Origin of the sequence: Streptomyces litmocidini (genome assembly GCF_014649755.1) — a bacterium.
Lineage (GTDB): Bacteria > Actinomycetota > Actinomycetes > Streptomycetales > Streptomycetaceae > Streptomyces > Streptomyces litmocidini.
In genome coordinates, this window is sequence record NZ_BMTQ01000009.1 from 259,132 (window position 1) to 279,991 (window position 20,860).

Here is a 20,860-nt window from a genome sequence, read left to right on the forward strand (position 1 = left end):
CTCTCGATGTCCGACCTTCACACCCGCGGAGCCGCGGCCGGAGCAGGGGACCGGTCGCGGCCTCGCGCCGCCCTGCCCGCGCTCTGCGCCACCCAGATCACCAGCTGGGGCACCGTCTACTACGCCTTCCCGGTCCTGAACCCGCAGATCACCGCCGACAGCGGCTGGTCCACCGGCGCCACGACGGCGGCGTTCTCGTTCGCCCTGGTCGTCTCCGGTCTCACCGGAATCCGGGTCGGCCCGATCATCGACCGCCGCGGCCCGCGCACGGTCATGACGGCAGGCTCTGTGGCCGGAGTCCTGAGCCTGGTGATCGTCGCCCTGGCGCCGAACCTGCCGGTGTTCTTCGCCGGCTGGCTGTTGGGCGGATTCGCCATGGCGGCCACCTTCTACCAGCCCGCGTTCGCCGCACTCACCCGCTGGTGGGCTCCTGACCACGTCCGCGCCCTCACGATCGTCACCCTCGCCGGTGGGCTCGCCTCCACCGTCTTCGCCCCGCTCACCGCCGCCCTGGCCGACCACCTGTCGTGGCGCGCGACCTATCTGGTGCTGGCGGCGATCCTCGCCACCGTCACGGTCCCGGCCCACGCGATCGCCCTCAGGGCCCCCTGGCCCCCGGCGGCACCCTCCCCGGCCGATACGGTCGCGGGCCCCGGCGCCGTAGCCCGAAGCCGGCCGTTCCTCCTGCTCGCGGTCGCGTTCACCCTCTCCGCCTTCGCGATGTACGCCGTCGTCGTCACCCTCGTCCCGCTCCTGCTCGAACGCGGCTACACCACAGCCCAAGCGGCCTGGGCGCTCGGCCTCGGCGGCGCGGGCCAGACCCTCGGCCGCACCCTCTACGCGCCGCTGGCCCGCCGTACCGGTGCGACGGTCCGCACCGTGGTCCTCATCGCACTCGGCGCCCTGACCACGGCGGCACTCGCCGTCACACCGGGCCCGTACGGCCTGGTGATCGCGGTGTCGATCGCGGCCGGCACGGTCCGCGGCAACCTCACCCTCCTCCAGGCGACCGCGATCACCGACCGGTGGGGCACACAGCACTACGGCCGCCTCTCCGCGATCCTCGGTGCTCCAGCCATGACGGCCTCGGCTCTCGCGCCCTTCGCGGCAGCCACCCTCGCCTTGGTCCTGGGAGGTCACCCGGAGCTGTTCGGAGTGCTTGCCGGTCTCGGGGCGGCGTCTGCTTTCGTGGCCACGGCGACATCCGTACGCGGCAAGAAGTGATTCCGATCGTCGAGGCCGACGGTCCCGGCACGCACGTCGTGGAGCCCTCGCCCACCGGACCGTCGTACCGGACCAGGAGCGGGGCTTCCGCCTCCCGCCGGAGACGTTCGCTCCTCTCGTGGAGTCCCTGGTACGGCCGGATCGTCCCTGCCACCCGAAACCGCCCCCCGGCCCGTGCCGCGCTCTCGGCGAGGACGCGCGTGACCGGTGGCGGCGGGACGACCCGGCCGGCCCCGCGTGGGCCCTGGCCGATCTCCGCGATGCCGTGCGGAGGACAGGCGTGGAGCGGGAGGGGTCAGGCCACGCCGTCCTGCCACCACCAGGACTGCGACCCGTAGGGGTACTCGACCCGGGAGTCGACGTGCTGCCACGAGACCGTGTAGGTCTCCAGGCCCGAGTAGCCGCAGGTCTCGGCCTTCTGGTAGACGGTCTTCGTGGACAGGCCGGAGACGGCGACGTCCGCGGCGATCCCGTACAGGTGCATGGAGTTGGAGGCGCCACCCACCGACGCGTTGTGGGAGATGCTGCGGAAGCCGGAGTTGACCGTGACGGCCAGGTCGCCGCACTTCTTGCGAAGCGCCTCCAGCTTGTACATGGTGCGGCGCACGTTCTCCTTGACGGTCGTGGCGCCCACCTTGCCACCCGAGAAGCCGGAGCCGTCCTTGCTCTCGAACTCGGAGAAGTCGAAGTGCGCGGTCGATCCGTCGGAGCTCTCCAGGGCGTTGAGCCGGCCGAACGTCTCCGGCCCCGCCACACCGTCCACGGTGAGTCCGTACGCGGCCTGGAACCGACGGAGCGCCGCCTCGGTGCCGGGGCCGAAGTCACCGTCCAGCGACACGAAGGTCTGCTGGGCCGAGCCGGCGGCCCAGCCGGCGATCCGGATCTGGAGCTCCTTGACGGCCGCACCGCTGGAGCCCTGGGAGAGCTGCGAGGGCCAGCCGTAGGCGGCGGCCGGGGCGGCGAGGGCCAGGCCGGTGCCGACGGCCAGACCGGTGGCGGCCACCGCGCCGGCGCCGTAGCGCAGCAGCGAGCGTCGGGAGAGGTCGGATGTCATGGTCGAGTCCTCTTCCTCTAGTACCAGTTGTGGGACTGCCAGAAGGACCACGCCGCGCACGGGGTGCCGTACCGCGACTTGACGTAGTCGAGGCCCCACTCGATCTGGGTGGCCGGGTTGGTCTGCCAGTCCGCTCCCGCCACGGACATCTTGTCGCCGGGCAGGGCCTGCGGGATGCCGTACGCGCCGGACGAGGGGTTCGTGGCGTACACCTTCCAGGTGCTCTCGCGGATCCAGAGGTTGTCCAGGCAGTCGAACTGGCTGCTCACGGACCAGCCGTGCTCGGTGGTCTTCCACTGACCGGTGATCTTCACGGTGCGGGCGACGCGCATCGCGTTCATGGTCGCGGGGCCTGTGATGCCGTCGGCGGACAGGCCGTTCGCCTGTTGCCAGGCCGCCACCTTGGACTTGGTGCCGTCGCCGTAGGCGCCATCGGCGGTGGTTCCGACCTTGCGCTGCACCTCCATCACCTTGTTGTGCAGGGCGAGTTCGGTGCGACTGCCGTAGTCGCCGTCCTCGGCCAGCCCGTTGTCGTGCTGGAAGGAACGGACCGCGGTGCTGGTCTGGGAGCCGTAGACGCCGTCGATGCCGCTGTACGGCAGGTAACCGATCCCCGCGAGATTGCGCTGGAGCCAGGTGGTGGAGTCCAGGGCGTGCGCGGGGGCAAGGGGCGCCAGCACGGCGAGCAGGGTGACGAACAGCACGAGTGCCGCGCGGGCGACGGGCAGCCGGGGGGCCGGCACCTGGGAGGCCGGAAGGGCCGTACCGATGGGTATCACTCCGAGTCCTTGTCTTCGCGGGTCGACGCCGTTGCCTCGACGGATGCACGCCGAGATGGCCAAGTCGCCTGCGTACGGGCGACTTGGTGGCTGAAGCCATGGTGCCGTCGGGGTCCGTGGTGAGGACCCCCTCGGGAGCGGTACGGGACGGTCCGGGACGTGCGGGACGCGCGGTGCGCGGGGGCCGGGAAGGCGTGGGACGCGTTCCCGCAACGGCTCCCGCCTGTGGTGCACACCGTTCGGGCGTGCTTCGAGCGGCTGCTGTCGTGAAGCAGGCCGGGGACGACCAGGTCTGGGACGACCAGGTCTGGGACGACCAGGCGTGGGACACCGGGCTCGGAGGAGGCCTCGCGGAACGGGACCGGCCCGCCGACCCGCCGCGGCTCGCGCGTGTCCTCCGTGCGCATGCCGACCGCGGCCCGGTGGGGCGCCGTCCGGTGGCATCGGCGGCACGCCGGACACGGGCCGAGCAGCAACGCAGGGACGGGCGAGGGGCGACACGTCGCTGTGCGGCGCGGGGGCGGCGGTACGCGAAGAGCTCAGGGGCGAACGGTGTGCAGGCCCTCCGGCGGCGACGGAATCACCACGTCTACAACCCGGACGCCACCGTCAGGCCCTCCAGCACCGCCTCCTCCACCGTGCGCGGGCTGACGCAGTCGCCCACCGCGAAGACGCGGTCGGGCGTGACGCCCAGGGCGAGCGGGTCGAGATCGGTGACCGGCAGGTGGCCCTGGGCCAGGACGACTCCGGCCGTGCCCTCCAGCACCACCGGGTCCTCGGTCAGGGTGTGCTGCAGGTAGACGGTGTCGTCGTCCGCGCCGTGGAGCCGGACGTGGGGAACGATCTCGATCCGGGCGCGCACGGCCTGGGCCAGCATGGCGACGCGTACGTACTGCTGCAGGTGCTCGCCGGCCGCGAAGCCGGTCACGCAGAGGGTCACCTTCCGGCCCTGGCCGGCCAGGAGGAGGGCGGTGCCGAGGCCGATCCAGTCGCCGCGCCAGTCCGCCACCACGATCCGTCCCCGGCGGCCGCGCGGGACCTCGGCGTCGCCGCGGATCACCGACCAGGCGTCCAGCACCACCGGGTCGTCCATCAGCTCCATGCGCGGGCGGCGGGGCCGGGCCCCGGTCGCGAGGACCACGGCGTCCGGGGCCGCGGCGGCGAGGTGCGGTGCGTCGATCCGCGAGCCCGTCACGACGCGGACTCCGGCACGGTGCGCCTCGCCCTCCAGGTTGGTGATCACACCTCCGAACTCGGCCCGCCCCGGAAGCCGTTCGGCAAGGAGCACCTGGCCGCCCACACGTCGGCCCGCCTCGTGCAGTTCCACGTCGTGGCCGCGCGCGGCCGCCACGGCCGCGGCCTTCAGGCCGGCCGGGCCGCCGCCGACGACCAGCACCTTCCTGCGTCGTGTCACGAGCGGCAGGACCCCGAAGCGACGTTCCCGTCCCGTCTCCGGGTGCTGGATGCAAGAGAGGGGACGGCCGAGCTGGAAGTGGCCGATGCAGGCCTGGTTGCAGCCGACGCACGCACGGATCTCCCCGGTACGGCCTTCGGCGGTCTTGGCCGGCAGGTCAGGGTCGCAGATCAGCGCCCTGGTCATCGCACAGGCGTCGGCCTGCCCGTCCGCGAGGATCCGCTCGGCCTCCTGCGGCTGGTTGATCCGGCCGGCCACCATCACCGGGACGCCGACCACCGCGCGTACCTTCGCGGCGAGCGGGGCGGTGTAACCGGCGGGCCGGAACATGGGCGGAGCGATGTGCTCGGCTCCGGACAGGCTGGACGAGCTGCCCGCGCACACCGAGACGTAGTCGAGGAGTCCTTCGGCGTCGAGCCGGGCGACGGTCTCCAGGACCAGCTCCGTGTCCAGGCCGTCATGGCTGAGTTCGTCGCCCGAGACGCGCAGGCCGACGGCGAAGCCCGGTCGGGCCTCCGCCCGGGCGCTGCGCAGCGCCTCGCGCAGGAACCGCAGCCGCCCCTCGCGGTCGCCGCCCCAACCGTCGGTCCGGACGTTGACGTGGGGGCTGAGGAACTGCGCCGGCAGGTAGCCGTGGCTGGCGACGACCTCCACGCCGTCGAGTCCGGCCTCGCGCAGTCGGCGCGCGGCTTGTCCGTAACCGTCGACGACCTCGTGGATCTCCGCCTCGGTCATGGCGCGCGGCATGACGTGGAAGCGCTCGCTCGGCGTGGCCGAGGGCGCCCACGCCACCGGCGCGGTGCCGTCCCCGGACTCCAGGATCTCCCGGCCGGGGTGGAACAGCTGGCCGAAGACCTTCGTACCGTGCCGGTGCACCGCCGCCGCGAGTCGGGCGTAGCCGGGGACGCACGCGTCGTCCGTGGCCATCAGCACGTGCGTGGTGTAGCGGGCGGACTCGTGCACGCCGGAGACCTGGAGCACGATCAGGCCGACGCCGCCCGCGGCGCGGGCCTCGTGGTAGGCGATCAGGTCATCGGTCACCGAGCCGTCCTCGGCCAGGACCGTGTCGTGGCCGGAGGACAGGATCCGGTTGGGCACGGTGACGCCGCCCACCCTCAACGGGCTGAACAGGTGGGGGAACCGCGTCGTCATGGAACGTCCTTTCTCGGGCCCGGGCGGGCGGCCGGAAGGGGCCGCCGCGCCCCGTCAGCGGAGCGTGATGTGCGGTTCGAACGCGTCGAGGAGCAGGTCCCGCATCCGGGCCGGGGACATCTCCCCGTTCCCCGCCAGCACCTGGATGGCCAGGCCGTCCGCGAGGGCGGTGAACCGGCTGGTCAGCGCCTCCGGATCGGCGTCCGCGGCCATCCCCTCGTACTGGCAGGCGTGCACCAGGTCGAGCACGGTCCGCCGCCAGCGGGCGTAGATCTCGCGCTGGCCTTCCCGCAGGGCGGGGTCGAGGATCGCCTCGTTCCACGACTGCACCCACACCGACCATTCGTCGTTGTCGTCCTCGCCGCTGATCAACTGGACGTCGATCAGCCGCCGCAGCTTCTCGACCGGCCCGTCCGCGTCCCGGAACTCGGCTTCGAGTCGCTGGTGGAGCCGCTCGGCGTAGTGGTGCAGGGCGGCGCGCAGCGCGTCGCCCTTCGTGGGGAAGTGGTAGTGGATCGTGCCCGTGCTGGTTCCGCAGGCGCGGGCGATGTCCGCGACCCGGACCTGGTGGAAGCCGCGGCGGGCGATGAGCCGCGCGGTCTCCTCGAGGATCTGGGCCCGGCGGACCTCCGCGTCGACGGCGTCGGCGCGGCGTCGCGCCTCGGGCACCACCGGGTCGTCCGGGGCGGTGGGCGGCCGCCCCTCCCCGGTCCGCAGGTACCGCAGGGACACCTTCCCGATCCGCGCGATGGCGGCGAGTTCGCGGTCCGCGAGGCGGCGACCGCCGTTGAGGGCCTTGGACAGCGCGGTGGGCTCCATGCCGACGCGGGCGGCGAACTCGCGCTGGCTGACCGCCGCCGACCGCACCACCAGGCGCGCCCGATCCGCCACGGCCCGGACGTCCTCGTCCCGCCCCCGCCGGATCGCCGTCATCGCGCCGCCCCGTCCCGTCCGTCCGACTCGTCCGTCCCGTCCGGGCAGGCGAGGACTTCGTCGGCGGCCCGGTATCCCGACGACACCGCGCCGTCGATGTAGCCGTTCCACTCCGACGCGGTCTCCGTCCCCGCCCAGTGCAGGGGGCCGGTCGGCTCCCGCCAGCCGCGTTCGCCGTGCCCGCTCCATCCGCCGGGCGTCGCGTAGGCCTCGTATCCGCCCCGGGCGAAGGGGTCCTGGGACCAGATCTTCTCCGTGTAGTCGCGCGGCCGTCCGGCCCGGGGGCCGGCCACCGAGACGAGACCGTCCAGGACGGCCGCCCTGCGGCCGGCCTCGTCCAGGGCGGCGAAGCGGTCCAGGCGGTCGCCGTACACGAATCCGACGAGGACGCCGTGCGAGCCGTCCTCCGGGGAGTTGTCGAACACGACGCCGATCGGCCCGTCGTCGTACAGGGTCGCCACCCCGGACAGCCCCTCCTCGCGCCAGAACGGGGTGTCGTAGACCGCGTGGACCTTGGCGACGCGCCCCATCGGACTGTGCGACAGCCAGCCGTCCCGCGCGGCGGGCAGGGGCGGCGTGAAGTCCATGGCCCGTACGGCGTGCGGGGGCAGGGCCACGATCGCCCGGCGCGCCCGGAGCAAGGTGGCCGGGGTGCGGACGCGGACGCCGTCGGCGTCGTACGCGATCGAGAGCGCCCGCTCGCCGAGGCGGACGCGGTCGCCGAGCAGGGCCGCGACCGCGCGGGCCGGGCCGGCGGCGCCCGCGGCGAACCGGCTGTCCTGGGCGCAGCCGCGGGTCTCCATCAGCTGTTCGAAACCGCCGGCCGCGGCGATGTAGAAGAGCACGTGGAAGAGCGAGATCTCGTCGGGCTCCGTACACCACAGCCCTTGGACGGCGAGGGCCATGCGGCGCAGGGCGTCCGCGTCGTCGGTCTCGGACCGGAAGAAGGACTGTGCCGTCCGCGCGTCCCATTCCCCGAAGCGGGCCGTGCGCCACGGCCGGACGGTGTCCACGGTGCGGGCGAACTCGTCGAGGAGCTCGGTGACCCGGACGTACTCGGCCGTGCCGGGCCCGTCGGCGGGCGCGGCGCCGGTGTAGGGGACCCGCGCGCCGTCGTGCCAGACCTCGATGTGGCTGCCCTTCTCCCAGGTCGGGAAGGTGGGGCAGCCGAAGCGTGCGGCGAGTTCGAGGAGGCGGGTCTGTGTGGGGCCGACCCATTGGCCGCCGTGGTCGAGGGGGCCGCCGCCCGGTCGGATCTCGGTCAGGACCCGTCCGCCGACCCGGTCGGAGGCTTCGACCAGGGTGAAGTCGACGGCGTTGTCGTGGAGTCGGAGGGCCGCGGCCAGCCCGGCGTACCCTCCGCCCACGACGACGACATCGGATTCGATCAGACGCGTTGCGCTCTGTCTCTCCATGGCCCGAGAGGATGCGGCAACACTGACGAGTGCGTCAATGGTTGCGGCAGGAAGGCCGGGCCGCACGGCCGGTGGGGGAGGCGCGGCCCTATCGACCGGCCGTCAGCGTCTCCTGGTCGATGCCCAGTTCGGCCACGAGAGCGTCGTCCACCCACTCCAGCATCGTGGCGCGGCTGAGCGGTCCCTTGTACGAGGTCATCTGCACGGCCAGTCCGTCGAGCAGCGCGGTCAGACGCCAGGCCGCGTCCTCGGGGCGGTCGCAGACGAACTCGCCGGCGGCCACGCCCTGCGCGACGACGTCGGCGATCGCGGCCTTCCACTGCTGGTCGAGGTCGTGGGCGACCTTCCTGAGGGCGGGTTCGCGCAGCGCGGCCGCCCAGCCCTCGATCCAGAGCCGCCAGCCCTTCGCCTGCCCGGTCGGCGCGTACCAACGCACGGCCGAGCGCAGCCGGAGCGTGGCGCTGGTGCGGGGCTTGTCCAGCAGTCTGCGCAGGTGGGCGAGGTCTCCCTCGGCGGCATGGGCGAAGGCCTCGGCGACGAGCAGCTCCTTGGTGGAGAAGTGGTAGAGCACCAGGGAACTGCTGACTCCGAGCGCCGAGGCGACGTCCGCGATGCGTACACCGCTGACGCCGCGGGCTTCGATCTGCTCGACGGCGACGCGCAGGATCTCCGCGCGCCGTTCCTCCACGCTCAACCGGACTCTGGCCACCGCTTCACCCTACACAGCTCTTGACACTGCCGTGTGGCCGGGCTCACAGTGCTGGCTACTGACTGGCCGTTCAGTCAGATGATGTGCCGCTCCGTACGTGACCCTCCCCGTGCTGCCGTAGGAGTCCGCCCCGTGACCCAAGCACCCGTCACCCCCAACAGGGCCGAAGAGCCCGCACCCGAGACCCCCGACCTCTCCGAGGGCTGGGACGAACAGCGCGGCCGGCTCCGCAAGGAGCTGCGCCGTTTCGACGTCCTGCTGTTCCTCATATGCACCCTCGTCGGACTGGACACGATCGGGTCGGTCGCGGCGCAGGGCCCGCAGGGACTGACCTGGATGGCCATCCTCGCGGTGCTCTTCTTCCTTCCCTACGGACTCCTCGTCGCCGAACTCGGCTCGGCCTTCCCCGTCCAGGGAGGCCCGTACGTCTGGACGCGGCTCGCCTTCGGCCGGCTCACCGCGGGCCTCAACCAGATCCTCTACTGGATCTCCAACCCGGTGTGGGTGGGCGGCAGCCTGTGCATCATCGCCCTCACCACCTGGGAGGAGTTCTTCACGCCGCTGCCCGGTCTGTGGAAGTACGCCGCCGGCCTCGTCTTCATCTGGGGCGGGGCGCTCGCCGTCGTCCAGTCCGTCCGGGTCGGCAAGTGGGTGCCGATCGCGGGCGCCGTCGCGCGCATCGTGCTGCTGGGGTTCTTCCTCGTCTCGGTGGTCGTCTTCGCCGTGCGGAACGGCGTGCACGCCCTGCCCGCGAGCGAGTTCTCACCGACCTACGCCGGTTTCGTGGCGCTCGTCCCCGTCCTGATCTTCAACTACGTCGGCTTCGAACTTCCCAGCTCCGCAGCCGAGGAGATGCGCAACCCGCGCCGCGACATCCCGCTCTCCATCCTCCGCTCCGGCGTCGCCTCGCTCCTGCTCTACGGCGGGCCCATCCTCGGCATCATGTTCGTCCTGCCCGGCGAGAAGATCGGCAGCCTCGGCGGTTTCATCGACGCCTGCAAGGCCGTCTTCACGGTCTACGGGGGGACCATCGCCGCGGACGGCACGGTCACCCTCACCGGTGCGGGCGCGGTCTTCGGCGGCATCGCCGCCGCGGGGCTCATCATCGGCCTGCTGACCTCCGGCGTCACCTGGGCGATGGGCGCGCACCGCGCCCAGGCCGTGGCCTGCGCCGACGGCGCCGGGCCGGCCTGGCTCGGCACGATCTCCGAGAAGCACGGCACCCCGGTGCGGGTGAACCTGCTCTCGGCGGTCCTCGCGTCGATCCTCCTCGTCGCCGCCCTCAACCTCACCGAGGGCGACGGCGAGAAGTACTTCGCGGCGGGCCTGGGCCTGACGATCTGCACGACCTTCGTCTCGTACGTCATCACCTTCCCGAGCCTGGTGGTGCTGCGCCGCAAGTACCCCGACACTCCGCGCCCGTACGCCGTCCCGGGCGGTCGCCCCGGCGCCTGGACGGTCACCGCGCTCGCGACCGGCCTGGTCGCCTTCACGGTGGTCGTGCTGATCTGGCCGGGCTTCGGCGTCGGCTGGTTCGGCACGGAGGGTTCCCCCGCGGACTCCCTGCCCGAGGCCTTCGCCGGCCAGCGCTCCGCCTACACGCTGAGCCAGGTCGTGCCGCTGCTGATCATCGCGGTCATCGGCCTCGTCTTCTACGCGGCGGGCGCGAAGACCCGTCGTACGAAGAGCTGAGGTTCGGGCCGGGCGGCCGAGGACCGGCACACGGGTGACCGTGCCGTCGTCCTCGCGGACGTCCCGCACGTGACGGAAACGGAGGGGGCCGAGGAGCGCCGGGGAAGCCCGGTCGCCCTCGGCCCCCTCCGCGCGTGCGTCCGGAGGACCGGTGCCGTGGCGAGCGCCTGCGGTCCGGCCCGGCCCGATGTCCCGACGGTCGAGCGCGCGGAGGGCCGGCCACCCGTACCGGTGCCGGCCCTCCCACGCCCGAGGGGCGGCCCACGGGCCGCCCCTCACCGCGTACGGTCCGCTCCGCTACCCGGCCGACCGCCCGTACACCTGCTTCCCCAGCCACTGGCCGCCGTCCACCGTGAGGCACTCGCCGGTCAGGTACGACGCCCCGTCGCCCAGGAGGAACAGCGACGCCTCCGCGATCTCGGCGGGGTCGGCGAAGCGGCCCGCCGGGACCGTGGCCAGGACCTCCTCGCGGGCCTCGGCGGTGGCCCACAGGGCCGCGCCGGCGCCCTCCGTCTCCGTCGGGCCGGGGGCGATGCAGTTCAGGCGGATGCCCAGCGGGGCGAGTTCGACCGCCAGGGTCCGCGTCATGGCCAGGACGCCGGCCTTCGCGGCGGCCGAGTGGACGGTGCCCGGGTGGCCGTGCCAGGCGTACGTGGCGATCACGGAGAGGACCGAGCCGCCGGTGCCCTGTTCGCGCAGCCTGCGGGCGACGGCACGGGTGCAGTAGTACGAGCCGTTGAGGACGATGTCGACGACGGCGCGCCAGCCGCCCGGGGACAGGTCGATGCCGGGGACGACGAAGTTCCCGGCCGCGTTGTTGACCAGCCCGTCCAGCCTGCCGAACCGCTCGACCGCCGCGGCCACCAGCGCGTCCACCGCCTCCGGGTCGCGTACGTCCGTCGGCACCGCGAGGGCCTCCCCGCCGGCCTTCTCGATCAGGGCGACCGTCTCGTCCAGCCGCTGCGGGGTGCGGCCCGCCACGGTGACGCGCGCCCCCGCCGCCGCCAGCGCCAGCGCGATCGCACGGCCGATGCCGCTGCCGCCGCCGGTCACGAGGTACGTACGGCCGGCGAACCGGCCGGGTTCCGATGTCATCTCAGCACTCCATGGGCGTCGAGGGCGACCGCGCCGCCCGGATGGACGAGCAGCGGATTGACTTCGAGCTCGGCGAGCTCGGGATGCTCGGACGCGGCCCGCGCCAGCGCGCACAGGGCGTCCGCGGCGGCATCCAGGTCGACGGCGGGCGCGCCCCGCCAGCCGGTGAGCAGCGGTGCGTGCCGCAGGGAGAGCAGCAGCTCGCGCGCCCGCCCCGGGGTGAGCGGGGCGAGGGCGAGCGCGGTGTCGGCGAGCAGTTCGGCGGTGACCCCGCCGAGGCCGACCATGGCGACGGGCCCGAACGCCGGGTCGTGTCGCACTCCGGCGATGAGCTCGACGGAGTGCGGGTGGACGGCCATCTCCTCGACCGCGTACCGGGTGACGCCGGTGGCGTCACGCATCCGGGCGAAGGCGGCGCGCAGCGCGGTCTCGTCGGCGATGCCGAGGGCCACCCCGCCCGCCTCGGTCTTGTGGGCCAGGCCCATCGCCTTGAGGGCGAGCGGGTATCCGGTGCGGCGGGCGGCGTCGGCCGCCTCGTCGGCCGTGCCGACGAACTCGGCGGTGGGGAAGCCGAGTCCATGGGACCGGAGCAGGGTGCGGACGCTCTCGTACTCCCCGTCCGTGACGGGGCGGGACGGGGACGGCGCCCGCTCGGGCGGCGCGTACGGCGTCGCGCGGGCCGGCCGGGCCGCATGGGCCAGGGCGGTCGCGGCCTGTTCGATGCGTTCGTAGACGGGCACGCCGTGTTCGCGCAGCACGGCCAGGGCCGGGGTGTCGCGGGCCATGGTGTGGACGACGAGCAGCCGGCCGGCCCTTCCCGCGGCCTCCGCCAGTTCCTCGGCGACCGCGCACTCCTCGCGGGTCTGGTCGGGGTTGGCGGTGGCGTAGTCGCCGAAGTAGCCGGTGAGGACCGTGGCATCGGTGTCCCCGCCGTCGAGCAGGGCCCGGGTGATCCGGGCGTAGTTGCGGAGGTCCGCCTCCCCGGCGCCCGCGAGGTCGACGGGGTTGCCGCAGCCTCCCCGGCCGGGGAGGTGCGCGGCGACGGCGGCCCGGGTGGCCCCGTCGAGGACGGGGACGTCGAGCCCGCGGGCGACGAGCGCGTCGGCGGCGAGCGCGCCCTGGCCCCCGCTGTCGCCGACGACGGCGATGCGCGCCGCTCCGGGGGACGCGGGGGCTCCGCCGGTGGCGTCCGCGGGCACGGTCCGGCTCAGCCCGAGGCGCGGCCCCTGTCCCTGTCCCCGTGCCCGCCGCTGCCCCAGGCCGTGCCGTACCGCCGCCAACAGGACGGCCGTGTCGACCAGTTCGCCCGCCGACTCCAGCAGGATCGCGCCCGTGTCGCGGCAGACGGCGTCCACCACCGCCCGGGCGCTCACCAGCGCGCCCGTGTGGGAGGCCGCCGCGCGACCGGAGGCCTCGCTGCGGCCGAGCGTCAGCAGCAGGACGGGCTTGCCGGCCGCGTGGGCGGCGGCCAGGGTGCGGGCCAGGCGCCGCCCGTCCCGGAAGTCCTCCACGTACGCGGCGACGACGCGCGTCGCTTCGTGGGCGATCAGCGCGTCGAGGGCGTCCGCCGCGTCGATGTCGCGCTGGTTGCCGAGCGAGACGAACCGGGAGAACCCCTGTCCGGCCCGGTCCAGCAGCCTGCCGATCTCGAGTGCGAGGTTGCCGCTCTGCGACACGAGCCCGACCCCACCCGCCGGGAAGTCGCCCCAGCTCAGGCGGAGTTCGGTCGTGGTGTCGACGACGCCCATGCAGTTGGGGCCGAGCAGCCGTCCGCCGTGCGAGGTGACGAGCGCGGCCAGTTCCCGCTCCTCCTGCGGACCGGACCCTCCGGACGTGATCACGGTGAAGCACCGCGCGCCCGCCGCGAGTCCCTGGACGATCACGGGCCGCACCTGCGGCGGCGGCACCGCGACGACGACCTGCTCGGGGACGGTCGCCAGGGACCCGAGGTCCGGCAGGAAGGGTACGCCGTCGAGGTTGCCGCCCCGCTGGTTGACGAGGTGGACGGTGCGCCGGGAGCGTCCGGCGAGGGCTCCGGCGGCCAGCCAGTAACCCCACTTGGCGGGGTCGGCGGAGGCCCCGACGACGGCGACGGAACGCGGATCGAAGAGGACGTCCAGGCTCATGCGTACCAGCCGAAGCGCGCGGCGATCACCGGCAGCCGGTCCGCGACGACGCCGTGCGCCGCCGCGCGCGGGGTGGTCCCGTCGCGCTCGGCCCGGGTCAGGACCTGTTCGACCAGCGCGCGCACGGAGCGCCGGATGTGAGCGAACGCCTCGTCCGGGTCCGGGCCGATGTCGCCGAAGAGGGTCCACCACCACCAGGCGTTGGTGGCCGAGTTGACGACCACGTCCGGCAGGACGGTGATGCCGCGCGCCGCCAGCAGGCCCTCGGCCTCCGGCAGGACCGGCATGTTGGCCGCCTCGGCGATCCAGCGGGCCGTGATGCCGGCCTGGTTGCCGGCGTCGACCGCGTACGAGACGGCGGCCGGGACGAGTACGTCGGCGTCGGCGGACAGCCAGGCGTCGCCGGGCAGTTCGCGGTCGTCCGCGCGCAGGGCGGCGCGGTCCACGGTCCCGTACGCGTCCCGGGCGGCCAGCAGCGCCTCCACGTCCAGGCCGTCCGGGTGGACGATCGTGCCCTTGACGTCGGCCACGGCCACGATCTTCAGTCCGGCCCGGGCCAGGAAGCGGGCGGTCGCCCCGCCCATCGTCCCGAAGCCCTGCACCGACACCCGCGTCCCCGCGTGGGGGACACCGGCCCTGTCCAGCACCGTCAGGACCGATTCGGCGACCCCGCAGCCGCCCGCCAGCTCGTCGAGCCCGATGCCGTCCACGTCCACGGCGAACGCGTCCGCGAGCCGGCGCCGGGCCGCGGCCTCGTCGTCGAGCAGCGGGTACACGGCCTGGATCGAGGAGACCAGACCGGCCTCGGCGGCCGCGCGGTCGACGAGGTCCTGGGTGAGGCCGAGGTCTTCGCCGGTGGTCCAGAAGTGTTCGATGTGCGGCCGCATCGCGCGGAGGTAGCGGACCAGCACCCCGTACGCCTCGGGGTCGCGCGGGTCGCAGTCGATGCCGCCCTTGGCGCCGCCGAGCGGCACGTAGCGGCCCTCGGGGTCGTAGTGCAGGGCCTCCTTCATCGTCATGCCGCGGGCCAGGCCGGCGACCTCGTCGAGGGTGCAGCCCTCCCGCATCCGCAGCCCGCCGCTGGAGACGCCGCGCACGAGCCGGTCGATCACCAGGTGGCCCTGGCGGCCGGTCACGTGGTCCGTCCAGGTGAGGGAGATGAGAGGGGCGTGCGCGGGGGCGGTCGCGGTCTCGGGCGTCATCGGGGGGACTCCTCGGGAACGTCGGGAATGTCGGGAACGGTGAGGACGGTGGGTCCGGGAACGGTCAGCGCGTGGGCCAGGGCGGCGGCGAGTTCCTCCGGCGAACGGACCACCGCGCCCCGACCGCCGTAGGCGCGGGCGAGCGCGGGGAGGTCGACGGCGGGCAGGTCCACCGCCAGGGGAGCGTCCCCGCGGGCCGCCATCTCCTCGCGGATCTCGCCGTAGCCGCCGTTGTCGAAGACCACGACGGGGAGCGGGAGCCGGAGCTGTACGGCGGTGCCGAGCTCCTGTACGGAGAACTGCAGGCCGCCGTCGCCGCTGAGGGCGACGACCTGCCGCTCGGGGCACGCGGTCTTCGCGCCGATCGCGGCGGGCAGGGCGTAGCCGAGGGTCCCGAAACCGGTGGGGTGCAGATAGCGGCCTGCGGGGCCGAGGGGCAGATGGGGCAGCGCACCGTAGTAGCAGCACTGGGCGCTGTCGGAGGTGAGGACGGCGTCCTCGGCGAGGACACGGCGCACGGCCCGGAGGTACGGCAGCCAGCGCGCGTCGCGGGTACGGGTCTCGTCGTCCCGGGCGGCACGGAGGGCACGGACGCCGGCGGGGTCCGCGGGGACGCCGCCGGCTCCTCCTCGGCACTCGGCGAGCAGCGCCTCGACCAGGGCACGTGCGTCGCCCACCAGGGGCACGTCCGCCGGGAGCCCCGCGTACATCTGGGCGGGGTCCACGTCGACCCGGATCAAGGTGCCCGTCAGGGCCGGCGGCGGACCCCAGAGGTCGGACTCGGCCAGCTCCGTGCCGACGGCGAGGACCACGTCGCGGTCCACCAGCCACTCCCGCACGGCCGGGCTGTGCAGCGACACGCCCAGCGAGAGCGGATGGCGCTCGTCCATCACGCCCTTGCCGTTGGCGGTGGTCACGGCCGGCGCGCCCAGCTCCTCGGCGAGCGCCGCGCATTCCGCGGCCGCCGCCCGGGCCCCTCCGCCCAGGACCAGCGCGGGCCGCCGGGCCGCGCGCAGGGCTTCGGCCGCCCTCCCCACCGCCGCCGGGTCGGGCGCGGGGGGTCCGGTGAGCGGCGCACGCCGTACGGGCCCTGCCGGCTCCGCGGCCTCCAGCAGGTCCAGCGGCACCTCGATGTGCACCGGACGGGGCCGGCCCGTACGGAAGAGGGTGAAGGCCCGTGCCACCGCCGAGCCGATCTCCTCCACCGACGACACCCGGTGGCTGAAGGCGGCGACGCCGCGCAGGGCCTCGGTCTGGCTGCGCATCTCGTGGAGGAGGCCGGTGGACTGCCGGGGGTGCCGCAGCGGCATGCCGGGGGAGACGACGAGCAGCGGCACGCTGTCGGAGTAGGCCTGGCCGACGGCGGCGGCGATGTTCAGCAGCGCGGGGCCGGTGGTGGTGACCGCGACACCGGGCCGGCCGGACGCCCGGGCGTACGCGTCGGCGGCGTACCCCGCACCCTGTTCGTGGCGAGGCGTCACATGGCTTATGCCGTAGGCCCGGAGGTGGCGGTAGATCTCCAGGTTGTGCGTGCCGGGGATCCCGAAGGCGTCGGTGACACCGTGCGAGGCGAGGGCGCGGACGACGGCCTCGCCGCCGGTGACGGCCTCGTCCTTCTCGGGCGGGGTCGTCATCACAGGCCCCGCGAGATCACGAGCCGCATGATGTCCGAGGTGCCCTCCTCGATCTCCTCCAGCTTGGCGTCCCGCATCCACTGCTCCACGGGGTACTCGCGCGAGTAGCCCCAGCCGCCGAGGGTCTGCACGGCGGCCCAGGTGCAGTACGCGGCCGTCTCCGAGGCGGTCAGTTTGGCCATGGCGGCCTCGGTCGTCGCGGACAGGCCGGCGTCCAGGCGCTTGGCCGCGCGCCAGGTCATCAGGCGGGCCTGCTCGATCCGGGTCCGCATGTCGGCCAGCCGGAACGCCACCGCCTGGTGCTCGATGATCGGCTTGCCGAACTGCTGCCGGGTGCGCGCGTAGTCGCGCGCGTACTCGTACGCGGCCCGCGCCACGCCGGTCGCCGCCGCCCCCAGCACGGCCCGCGAGACGTCGAAGGTCCGCATGAGCCCCTGGAAGCCCTGCCCCTCCTCTCCGAGGCGGTTCTCCTCGGGCACGAAGGCGTCGGCGAAGAAGACCTCCCGGCACACGATGGCGCGCTGGCCCATCTTGCGCATGGGCTCGCCGAAGGCGACGCCGGGAGTGTCCTTGCGCAGCAGGAAGGCGGTCACGCCCCTGGCGCGCCGCGTGGGGTCGGTCTTGGCGAAGACGACGTACTGCTCGGCCTCTCCCGCGTTGGAGATCCAGGCCTTCTGGCCGTTCAGCAGGTACCCGCCGTCGGTGCGGGTGGCCGTCGTCACGATGGACGCGGCGTCGGAGCCGGCGCCGGGTTCCGTGGTGGCCAGGGCGGTCATCGGGGTGCCGGGGCCGGTCAGCGGGGTGAGCCAGGCCCGCTTCTGTTCCCCGGTGCCGAGTTCGAGCACGGGGTCGGCGAAGAAGCCGTTGGAGCAGAGCAGGTTTCCGATGCCGAGGTCGCCGACGCACAGCTCCTCCTGCACGAGGCACTGGGTGAAGACGTCGGTGAAGCCGCCGCCTCCGTACTCCTCGGGAAGCATGAAGCCGGTGATGCCGACCTCGGCGGCCTTGTGCCACAGGTCCCACGGTGTCTCGACGTCGGCCTCGTCCACGGCGCGTGCCCGCGGCCGGATCTCGTCACGGGCGAAGGCCCGGGTGAGTTCGACGATGCCACGCTGCTCGGGGGTGAACGGAACCAGCTCGGTGGGGAGGTCGGACATGGTGCCTCCAGGTGTGGCAACGGAGTCGCTAACTGAACCGTCAGTCAGTATCGAGAGGCGTCGGCGGCACTGTCAACGCCCCGGATCCGCCCACTTCCGACCGCCGCCTCCGGACCGAGGGCCGGGAATCGTGCGTCGGCTGTCGGCTGCTGGCTGCGGGCTGCGGGCTGCGGGCAGCCGGCTCGTCGGGGCGGCGGTGATCACAGATGCCCGCGGGGAGTGCCGCGTGGGCCTGTGGCGCCGTCGCGAGGGGATCCGGTCGGACGGGCGACGCCCTTCCGTCGCGTTGGAGAACGGCAGGCTCTTCGTCCGCGGACGCGCAGGGGCTTCGCGGCGGGCGGGACGACCGGGCGGGCTCACCGTCGATGAAGACGTGCGGACTGCGTTCGTCGGCCCGGACGGCGGCGGTGCGTCCGCCGGGCGCGGCGGAGGACCTCACCTCCTGGCTGCCGGACGGCCACGGCCTGCCGAGCGGAGTGATCACGGCCTCGAACGCGACGGTCCTGACGACACCTCACCGGCGGACCGCCGCGGCGCCGGCAGCGGTTCCGGGAGGCTTTGGCGCAGGCGGACCCCGGTGCGCACCGCACGGCCGGTTCCCGTGCCCCGCAGTCGTCGTACGGCTCCTGGTCCCCGCGCCGGCTCCGGCGCGGGGGTCACGGATCGCGGTGCCCGCCGGGCGGGACTGCCCGGCTCTCGACGGTGCCGGGCGGACCCGGCGAGGGCTCGCCCGCCGCGAGGTGCTCCAGGACCTCCGCCAGTTCCTGGCAGGCGCGGCGCACCGACCGGCGGGTCGCACGCTGCTCGGTGATGACGGAGGCGAGAAGCAGGGCGGTCAGGGCGGCGGAACCGTTGAACGCCTGGAGCTTGACCATGGTCTCGACGTCCGTCAGGTGGAGGAACGCGCCCCGCCCGGAGTTCGCCTCGAAGGTGGTGAGCACGGAGGCGAAGAGCGCGCACAGCATGCTTCCGGCGAGCTGGAAGCGGAGCGCCGCCCAGATCAGCAGGGGGAAGACGAGGAAGAGCATGCTCATCGGGCTGAGCACAGCCATGGGCATGAGGACCAGGGTCGCCAGCCCCAGAAAGGCCGCCTCCTTCCAGCGCCGCACCCGGAACCGTCCGGCCCCTCCCGCGAGGACGAGCAGGAGCGGGGCGACGAGCAGCACCCCCATCGTGTCGCCCACCCACCAGGCCAGCCAGGCGGGCCAGAACTCGCTCTCGTCCAGGGAGCCCTTCGCCACCTGCAGTCCGACCCCCGCGGTCGCGCTGATCAGCATGGCGCCGAACCCGCCGAGGAAGACCAGGGAGAGCCCGTCCCGCAGCCGCGCCATGTCGCGCCGGAAGCCGGCCCGTCTCAGCAGCAGGAAGGCGCAGAGGGGCGCGACGGTGTTGCTCACCACGGTGACGACCGTGGTGGGCCCCGGAGCGGTGAGGGAGGCGATGACGAGGAAGGAGCCGAGGGCGATCCCGGGCCAGACCCGCGCGCCGAGCAGCAGCAGGGCGGCGACGGCGACGCCGGTGGGCGGCCAGACGGGGGTGACCACCACGCCTTCGACGACGAGGCGGCCCATCAGGCCGAGTCGTCCGGCCGCGTAGTAGCACACCGCCACGGCCAGCGACATCAGAGCCGCCTCCGTAGGGGGACGGAACTGCCGAGTATCCAACACGTCAGCCATCAGACACCGGCCGGGCCGCCACGACCGGGCAAGGACCGCTGCGTGTCGGGCGCCGCCGCACGGCCCGGTCCGAGGCCCGGCCCGGCCCGAGGCGTGCCCGCTCCCCTCACTCCTCGGCCGCCGACCGGGCCGGACCGCCGTCATGGCCGACGACCAGGACGGCCGCGTCGTCCTCGTGCCCCACCGTGGCCGCCAGCTTCATGACGGCGGTGGCGAGCGCGTCGACGTCCAGCCCGGCGACGGCGGTGATCCCGGCGAGCCGCGTCACCCGGTCCAGACCCTCGTCGACGTGGAGCGAGGGCCCCTCCACCACTCCGTCGGTCAGGAGGACGAAGACGCCGTCGGAGGTGAGCCGGTGGCGCGTGGCCGGGTAGTCGACGCCGCGGAGCACACCGAGCGGAGGCCCGCCCTCGCTGTCGTCGATGCCGGAGCGGCCGTCGGTGGTGGCCCAGATGTGGGGGATGTGACCGGCCCGGGCGCACTCGAGGGTGCCGGCGGCGGGGTCGAGCCGCAGGAAGGTGCAGGTGGCGAAGAGGTCGGCGCCCAGAGAGATCAGCAGGTCGTTGGTGCGGCCGAGCAGCTCTCCCGGGTCTCCGGTGACGGAGGCCAGCGCGCGCAGTGCCACGCGGACCTGTCCCATGAAGGCGGCGGCCTCGATGTTGTGCCCCTGCACGTCACCGATGGACATGCCGATCTGCCCGCCGGGCAGCGAGAAGGCGTCGTACCAGTCACCGCCGACGTTGAGTCCGTGGTTGGCGGGCTCATAGCGGACGGCCAGCCGGGCGCCCGGAAAACTGGGCAGGTCCGAGGGCAGCATGCCGCGCTGGAGGGCCACGGCGAGCTCGACACGGGAACGCTGCGTCTCGGCCAGTTCCCGCGCCCTGGCGGTCAGCGACCCGAGCCGGACCAGAAGGTCCTCGCTGTTGTCGGCCGGCCGTCTGCGGAACATCGCTCACTCCGACGTCACGACAATCCTCGCATCAGTCCGTCCCGTCTCCAGCACGCGGGACCACAGGGGACCACCTCGGTACGAACAGGTCCTTCCCCACTCTGCCCGGAGGGGACGGCGTCCGCATCTCATCGGCGGAGAACGCGGCGGATCCCGGCGGGGCCCCCGCGCCACCGGAAACAAACATCAGTTCGACCGAATCGAAGGTGCCGTCCCGCTCCCGGCCTCCGTCCGGACCGAGCGGGCGGACGCCGCGCGGCTCGACGACGGCGCCGGAAACGAGCTGGACCGACTGCTGAGGGCACGGCCGTCGAGGAAGCGGATCGATCCGGGGCGAGGCCGCGTACGGGATGCGTCAAGACGGACGCAGCGCACGTCAGGGATACGTCAACGGCGGCGATGGCATGGCTGAAATGCGTTTTGCTCGTCACGGGTCCGACGGACCGCACATCTCATCCCCACACATCCAGGAGCTCACGATGGCCGACGTGGCCTTCGTCGTCACCACGGTCGCGATCTTCGCGCTGGTGGCCTTCGTCGCCAAGGGGGTGGCGAAGCTGTGACTGCCGAGAACATCGTCGGTCTGCTGGTCGCCGCCGGCCTGCTGGTCTATCTCGTCCTCGCCCTCGTCAAGCCGGATAGGTTCTGA

Annotated in this window: 17 protein-coding genes; 4 read left to right on the forward strand and 13 right to left on the reverse strand. The window is 73.7% G+C overall.

Annotated elements, in window-relative coordinates:
- Positions 1-6 precede the first annotated feature (6 nt).
- Positions 7-1,224 carry an MFS transporter gene (locus IE180_RS21145; RefSeq protein WP_190158477.1) on the forward strand — a complete coding sequence of 406 codons (1,218 nt, stop codon included), beginning with the start codon at positions 7-9 and terminating at the stop codon, positions 1,222-1,224.
- 295 nt (positions 1,225-1,519) lie between these two features.
- Here IE180_RS21145 and IE180_RS21150 read toward each other — a convergent pair whose 3' ends face one another.
- The 6 genes from IE180_RS21150 to IE180_RS21175 form a co-directional block, all read right to left on the reverse strand.
- Positions 1,520-2,278, reverse strand: coding sequence for a D-Ala-D-Ala carboxypeptidase family metallohydrolase (locus IE180_RS21150; RefSeq protein ID WP_190158478.1), 759 nt, complete (start codon positions 2,276-2,278; stop codon positions 1,520-1,522).
- 17 nt (positions 2,279-2,295) lie between these two features.
- Entirely contained in the window at positions 2,296-3,057 is a 762-nt protein-coding gene (locus IE180_RS21155) for a peptidoglycan-binding domain-containing protein (RefSeq protein WP_190158479.1), read from the reverse strand.
- A gap of 589 nt (positions 3,058-3,646) precedes the next feature.
- Positions 3,647-5,623: an oxidoreductase gene (locus IE180_RS37225; protein WP_190158480.1), complete on the reverse strand. Its 1,977-nt coding sequence runs from the start codon at positions 5,621-5,623 to the stop codon at positions 3,647-3,649.
- Between the two features lie 54 nt (positions 5,624-5,677).
- Positions 5,678-6,556 carry a TetR/AcrR family transcriptional regulator gene (locus tag IE180_RS21165; protein ID WP_190158481.1) on the reverse strand — a complete coding sequence of 293 codons (879 nt, stop codon included), beginning with the start codon at positions 6,554-6,556 and terminating at the stop codon, positions 5,678-5,680.
- Positions 6,553-7,971 carry a flavin monoamine oxidase family protein gene (locus IE180_RS21170; RefSeq protein WP_190158482.1) on the reverse strand — a complete coding sequence of 473 codons (1,419 nt, stop codon included), beginning with the start codon at positions 7,969-7,971 and terminating at the stop codon, positions 6,553-6,555. The genes IE180_RS21165 and IE180_RS21170 overlap by 4 nt, the downstream gene beginning before the upstream one ends.
- 88 nt (positions 7,972-8,059) lie before the next feature.
- Positions 8,060-8,680, reverse strand: coding sequence for a TetR/AcrR family transcriptional regulator (locus IE180_RS21175; RefSeq protein WP_190158483.1), 621 nt, complete (start codon positions 8,678-8,680; stop codon positions 8,060-8,062).
- Positions 8,681-8,812: 132 nt separating this feature from the next.
- Here IE180_RS21175 and IE180_RS21180 point away from each other — a divergent pair, with 132 nt between their 5' ends.
- Complete coding sequence (locus tag IE180_RS21180; protein WP_229860696.1) at positions 8,813-10,372, forward strand: APC family permease; 1,560 nt, start codon at positions 8,813-8,815, stop codon at positions 10,370-10,372.
- Positions 10,373-10,669: 297 nt separating this feature from the next.
- On the opposite strand, the gene IE180_RS21185 is transcribed toward IE180_RS21180, so the two are convergent.
- From IE180_RS21185 to IE180_RS21215, 7 genes are all read right to left on the reverse strand, one after another.
- On the reverse strand, positions 10,670-11,467 hold the full coding sequence (locus IE180_RS21185; protein WP_190158484.1) for an SDR family oxidoreductase: 798 nt from the start codon (positions 11,465-11,467) through the stop codon (positions 10,670-10,672).
- Positions 11,464-13,593: an acetate--CoA ligase family protein gene (locus IE180_RS21190; RefSeq protein ID WP_190158485.1), complete on the reverse strand. Its 2,130-nt coding sequence runs from the start codon at positions 13,591-13,593 to the stop codon at positions 11,464-11,466. The genes IE180_RS21185 and IE180_RS21190 overlap by 4 nt, the downstream gene beginning before the upstream one ends.
- Positions 13,590-14,795: a Glu/Leu/Phe/Val dehydrogenase dimerization domain-containing protein gene (locus IE180_RS21195; RefSeq protein ID WP_190158486.1), complete on the reverse strand. Its 1,206-nt coding sequence runs from the start codon at positions 14,793-14,795 to the stop codon at positions 13,590-13,592. Before IE180_RS21195 ends, IE180_RS21190 begins: the two co-directional genes overlap by 4 nt.
- Entirely contained in the window at positions 14,792-16,429 is a 1,638-nt protein-coding gene (locus IE180_RS21200; protein ID WP_190158487.1) for a 5-guanidino-2-oxopentanoate decarboxylase, read from the reverse strand. The genes IE180_RS21195 and IE180_RS21200 overlap by 4 nt, the downstream gene beginning before the upstream one ends.
- The gene (locus tag IE180_RS21205; RefSeq protein ID WP_190158488.1) at positions 16,429-17,586 is read right to left on the reverse strand and encodes an acyl-CoA dehydrogenase family protein; all 1,158 of its coding nucleotides are present in this window, start codon (positions 17,584-17,586) and stop codon (positions 16,429-16,431) included. Before IE180_RS21205 ends, IE180_RS21200 begins: the two co-directional genes overlap by 1 nt.
- Before the next feature lie 656 nt (positions 17,587-18,242).
- A complete protein-coding gene (locus tag IE180_RS21210; protein WP_229860698.1) occupies positions 18,243-19,208 on the reverse strand; it encodes an MASE1 domain-containing protein in 966 nt (321 codons plus the stop codon).
- Positions 19,209-19,368: 160 nt separating this feature from the next.
- Positions 19,369-20,211 (reverse strand): PP2C family protein-serine/threonine phosphatase, encoded by an 843-nt coding sequence (locus tag IE180_RS21215; protein WP_190158490.1) that lies wholly within the window; start codon positions 20,209-20,211, stop codon positions 19,369-19,371.
- A gap of 413 nt (positions 20,212-20,624) precedes the next feature.
- Here IE180_RS21215 and IE180_RS21220 point away from each other — a divergent pair, with 413 nt between their 5' ends.
- Positions 20,625-20,774, forward strand: a complete 150-nt coding sequence (locus tag IE180_RS21220; RefSeq protein ID WP_190158491.1) for a hypothetical protein — start codon at positions 20,625-20,627, stop codon at positions 20,772-20,774.
- Positions 20,771-20,860, forward strand: coding sequence for a K(+)-transporting ATPase subunit F (gene kdpF, locus IE180_RS21225; protein ID WP_190158492.1), 90 nt, complete (start codon positions 20,771-20,773; stop codon positions 20,858-20,860). Before IE180_RS21220 ends, kdpF begins: the two co-directional genes overlap by 4 nt.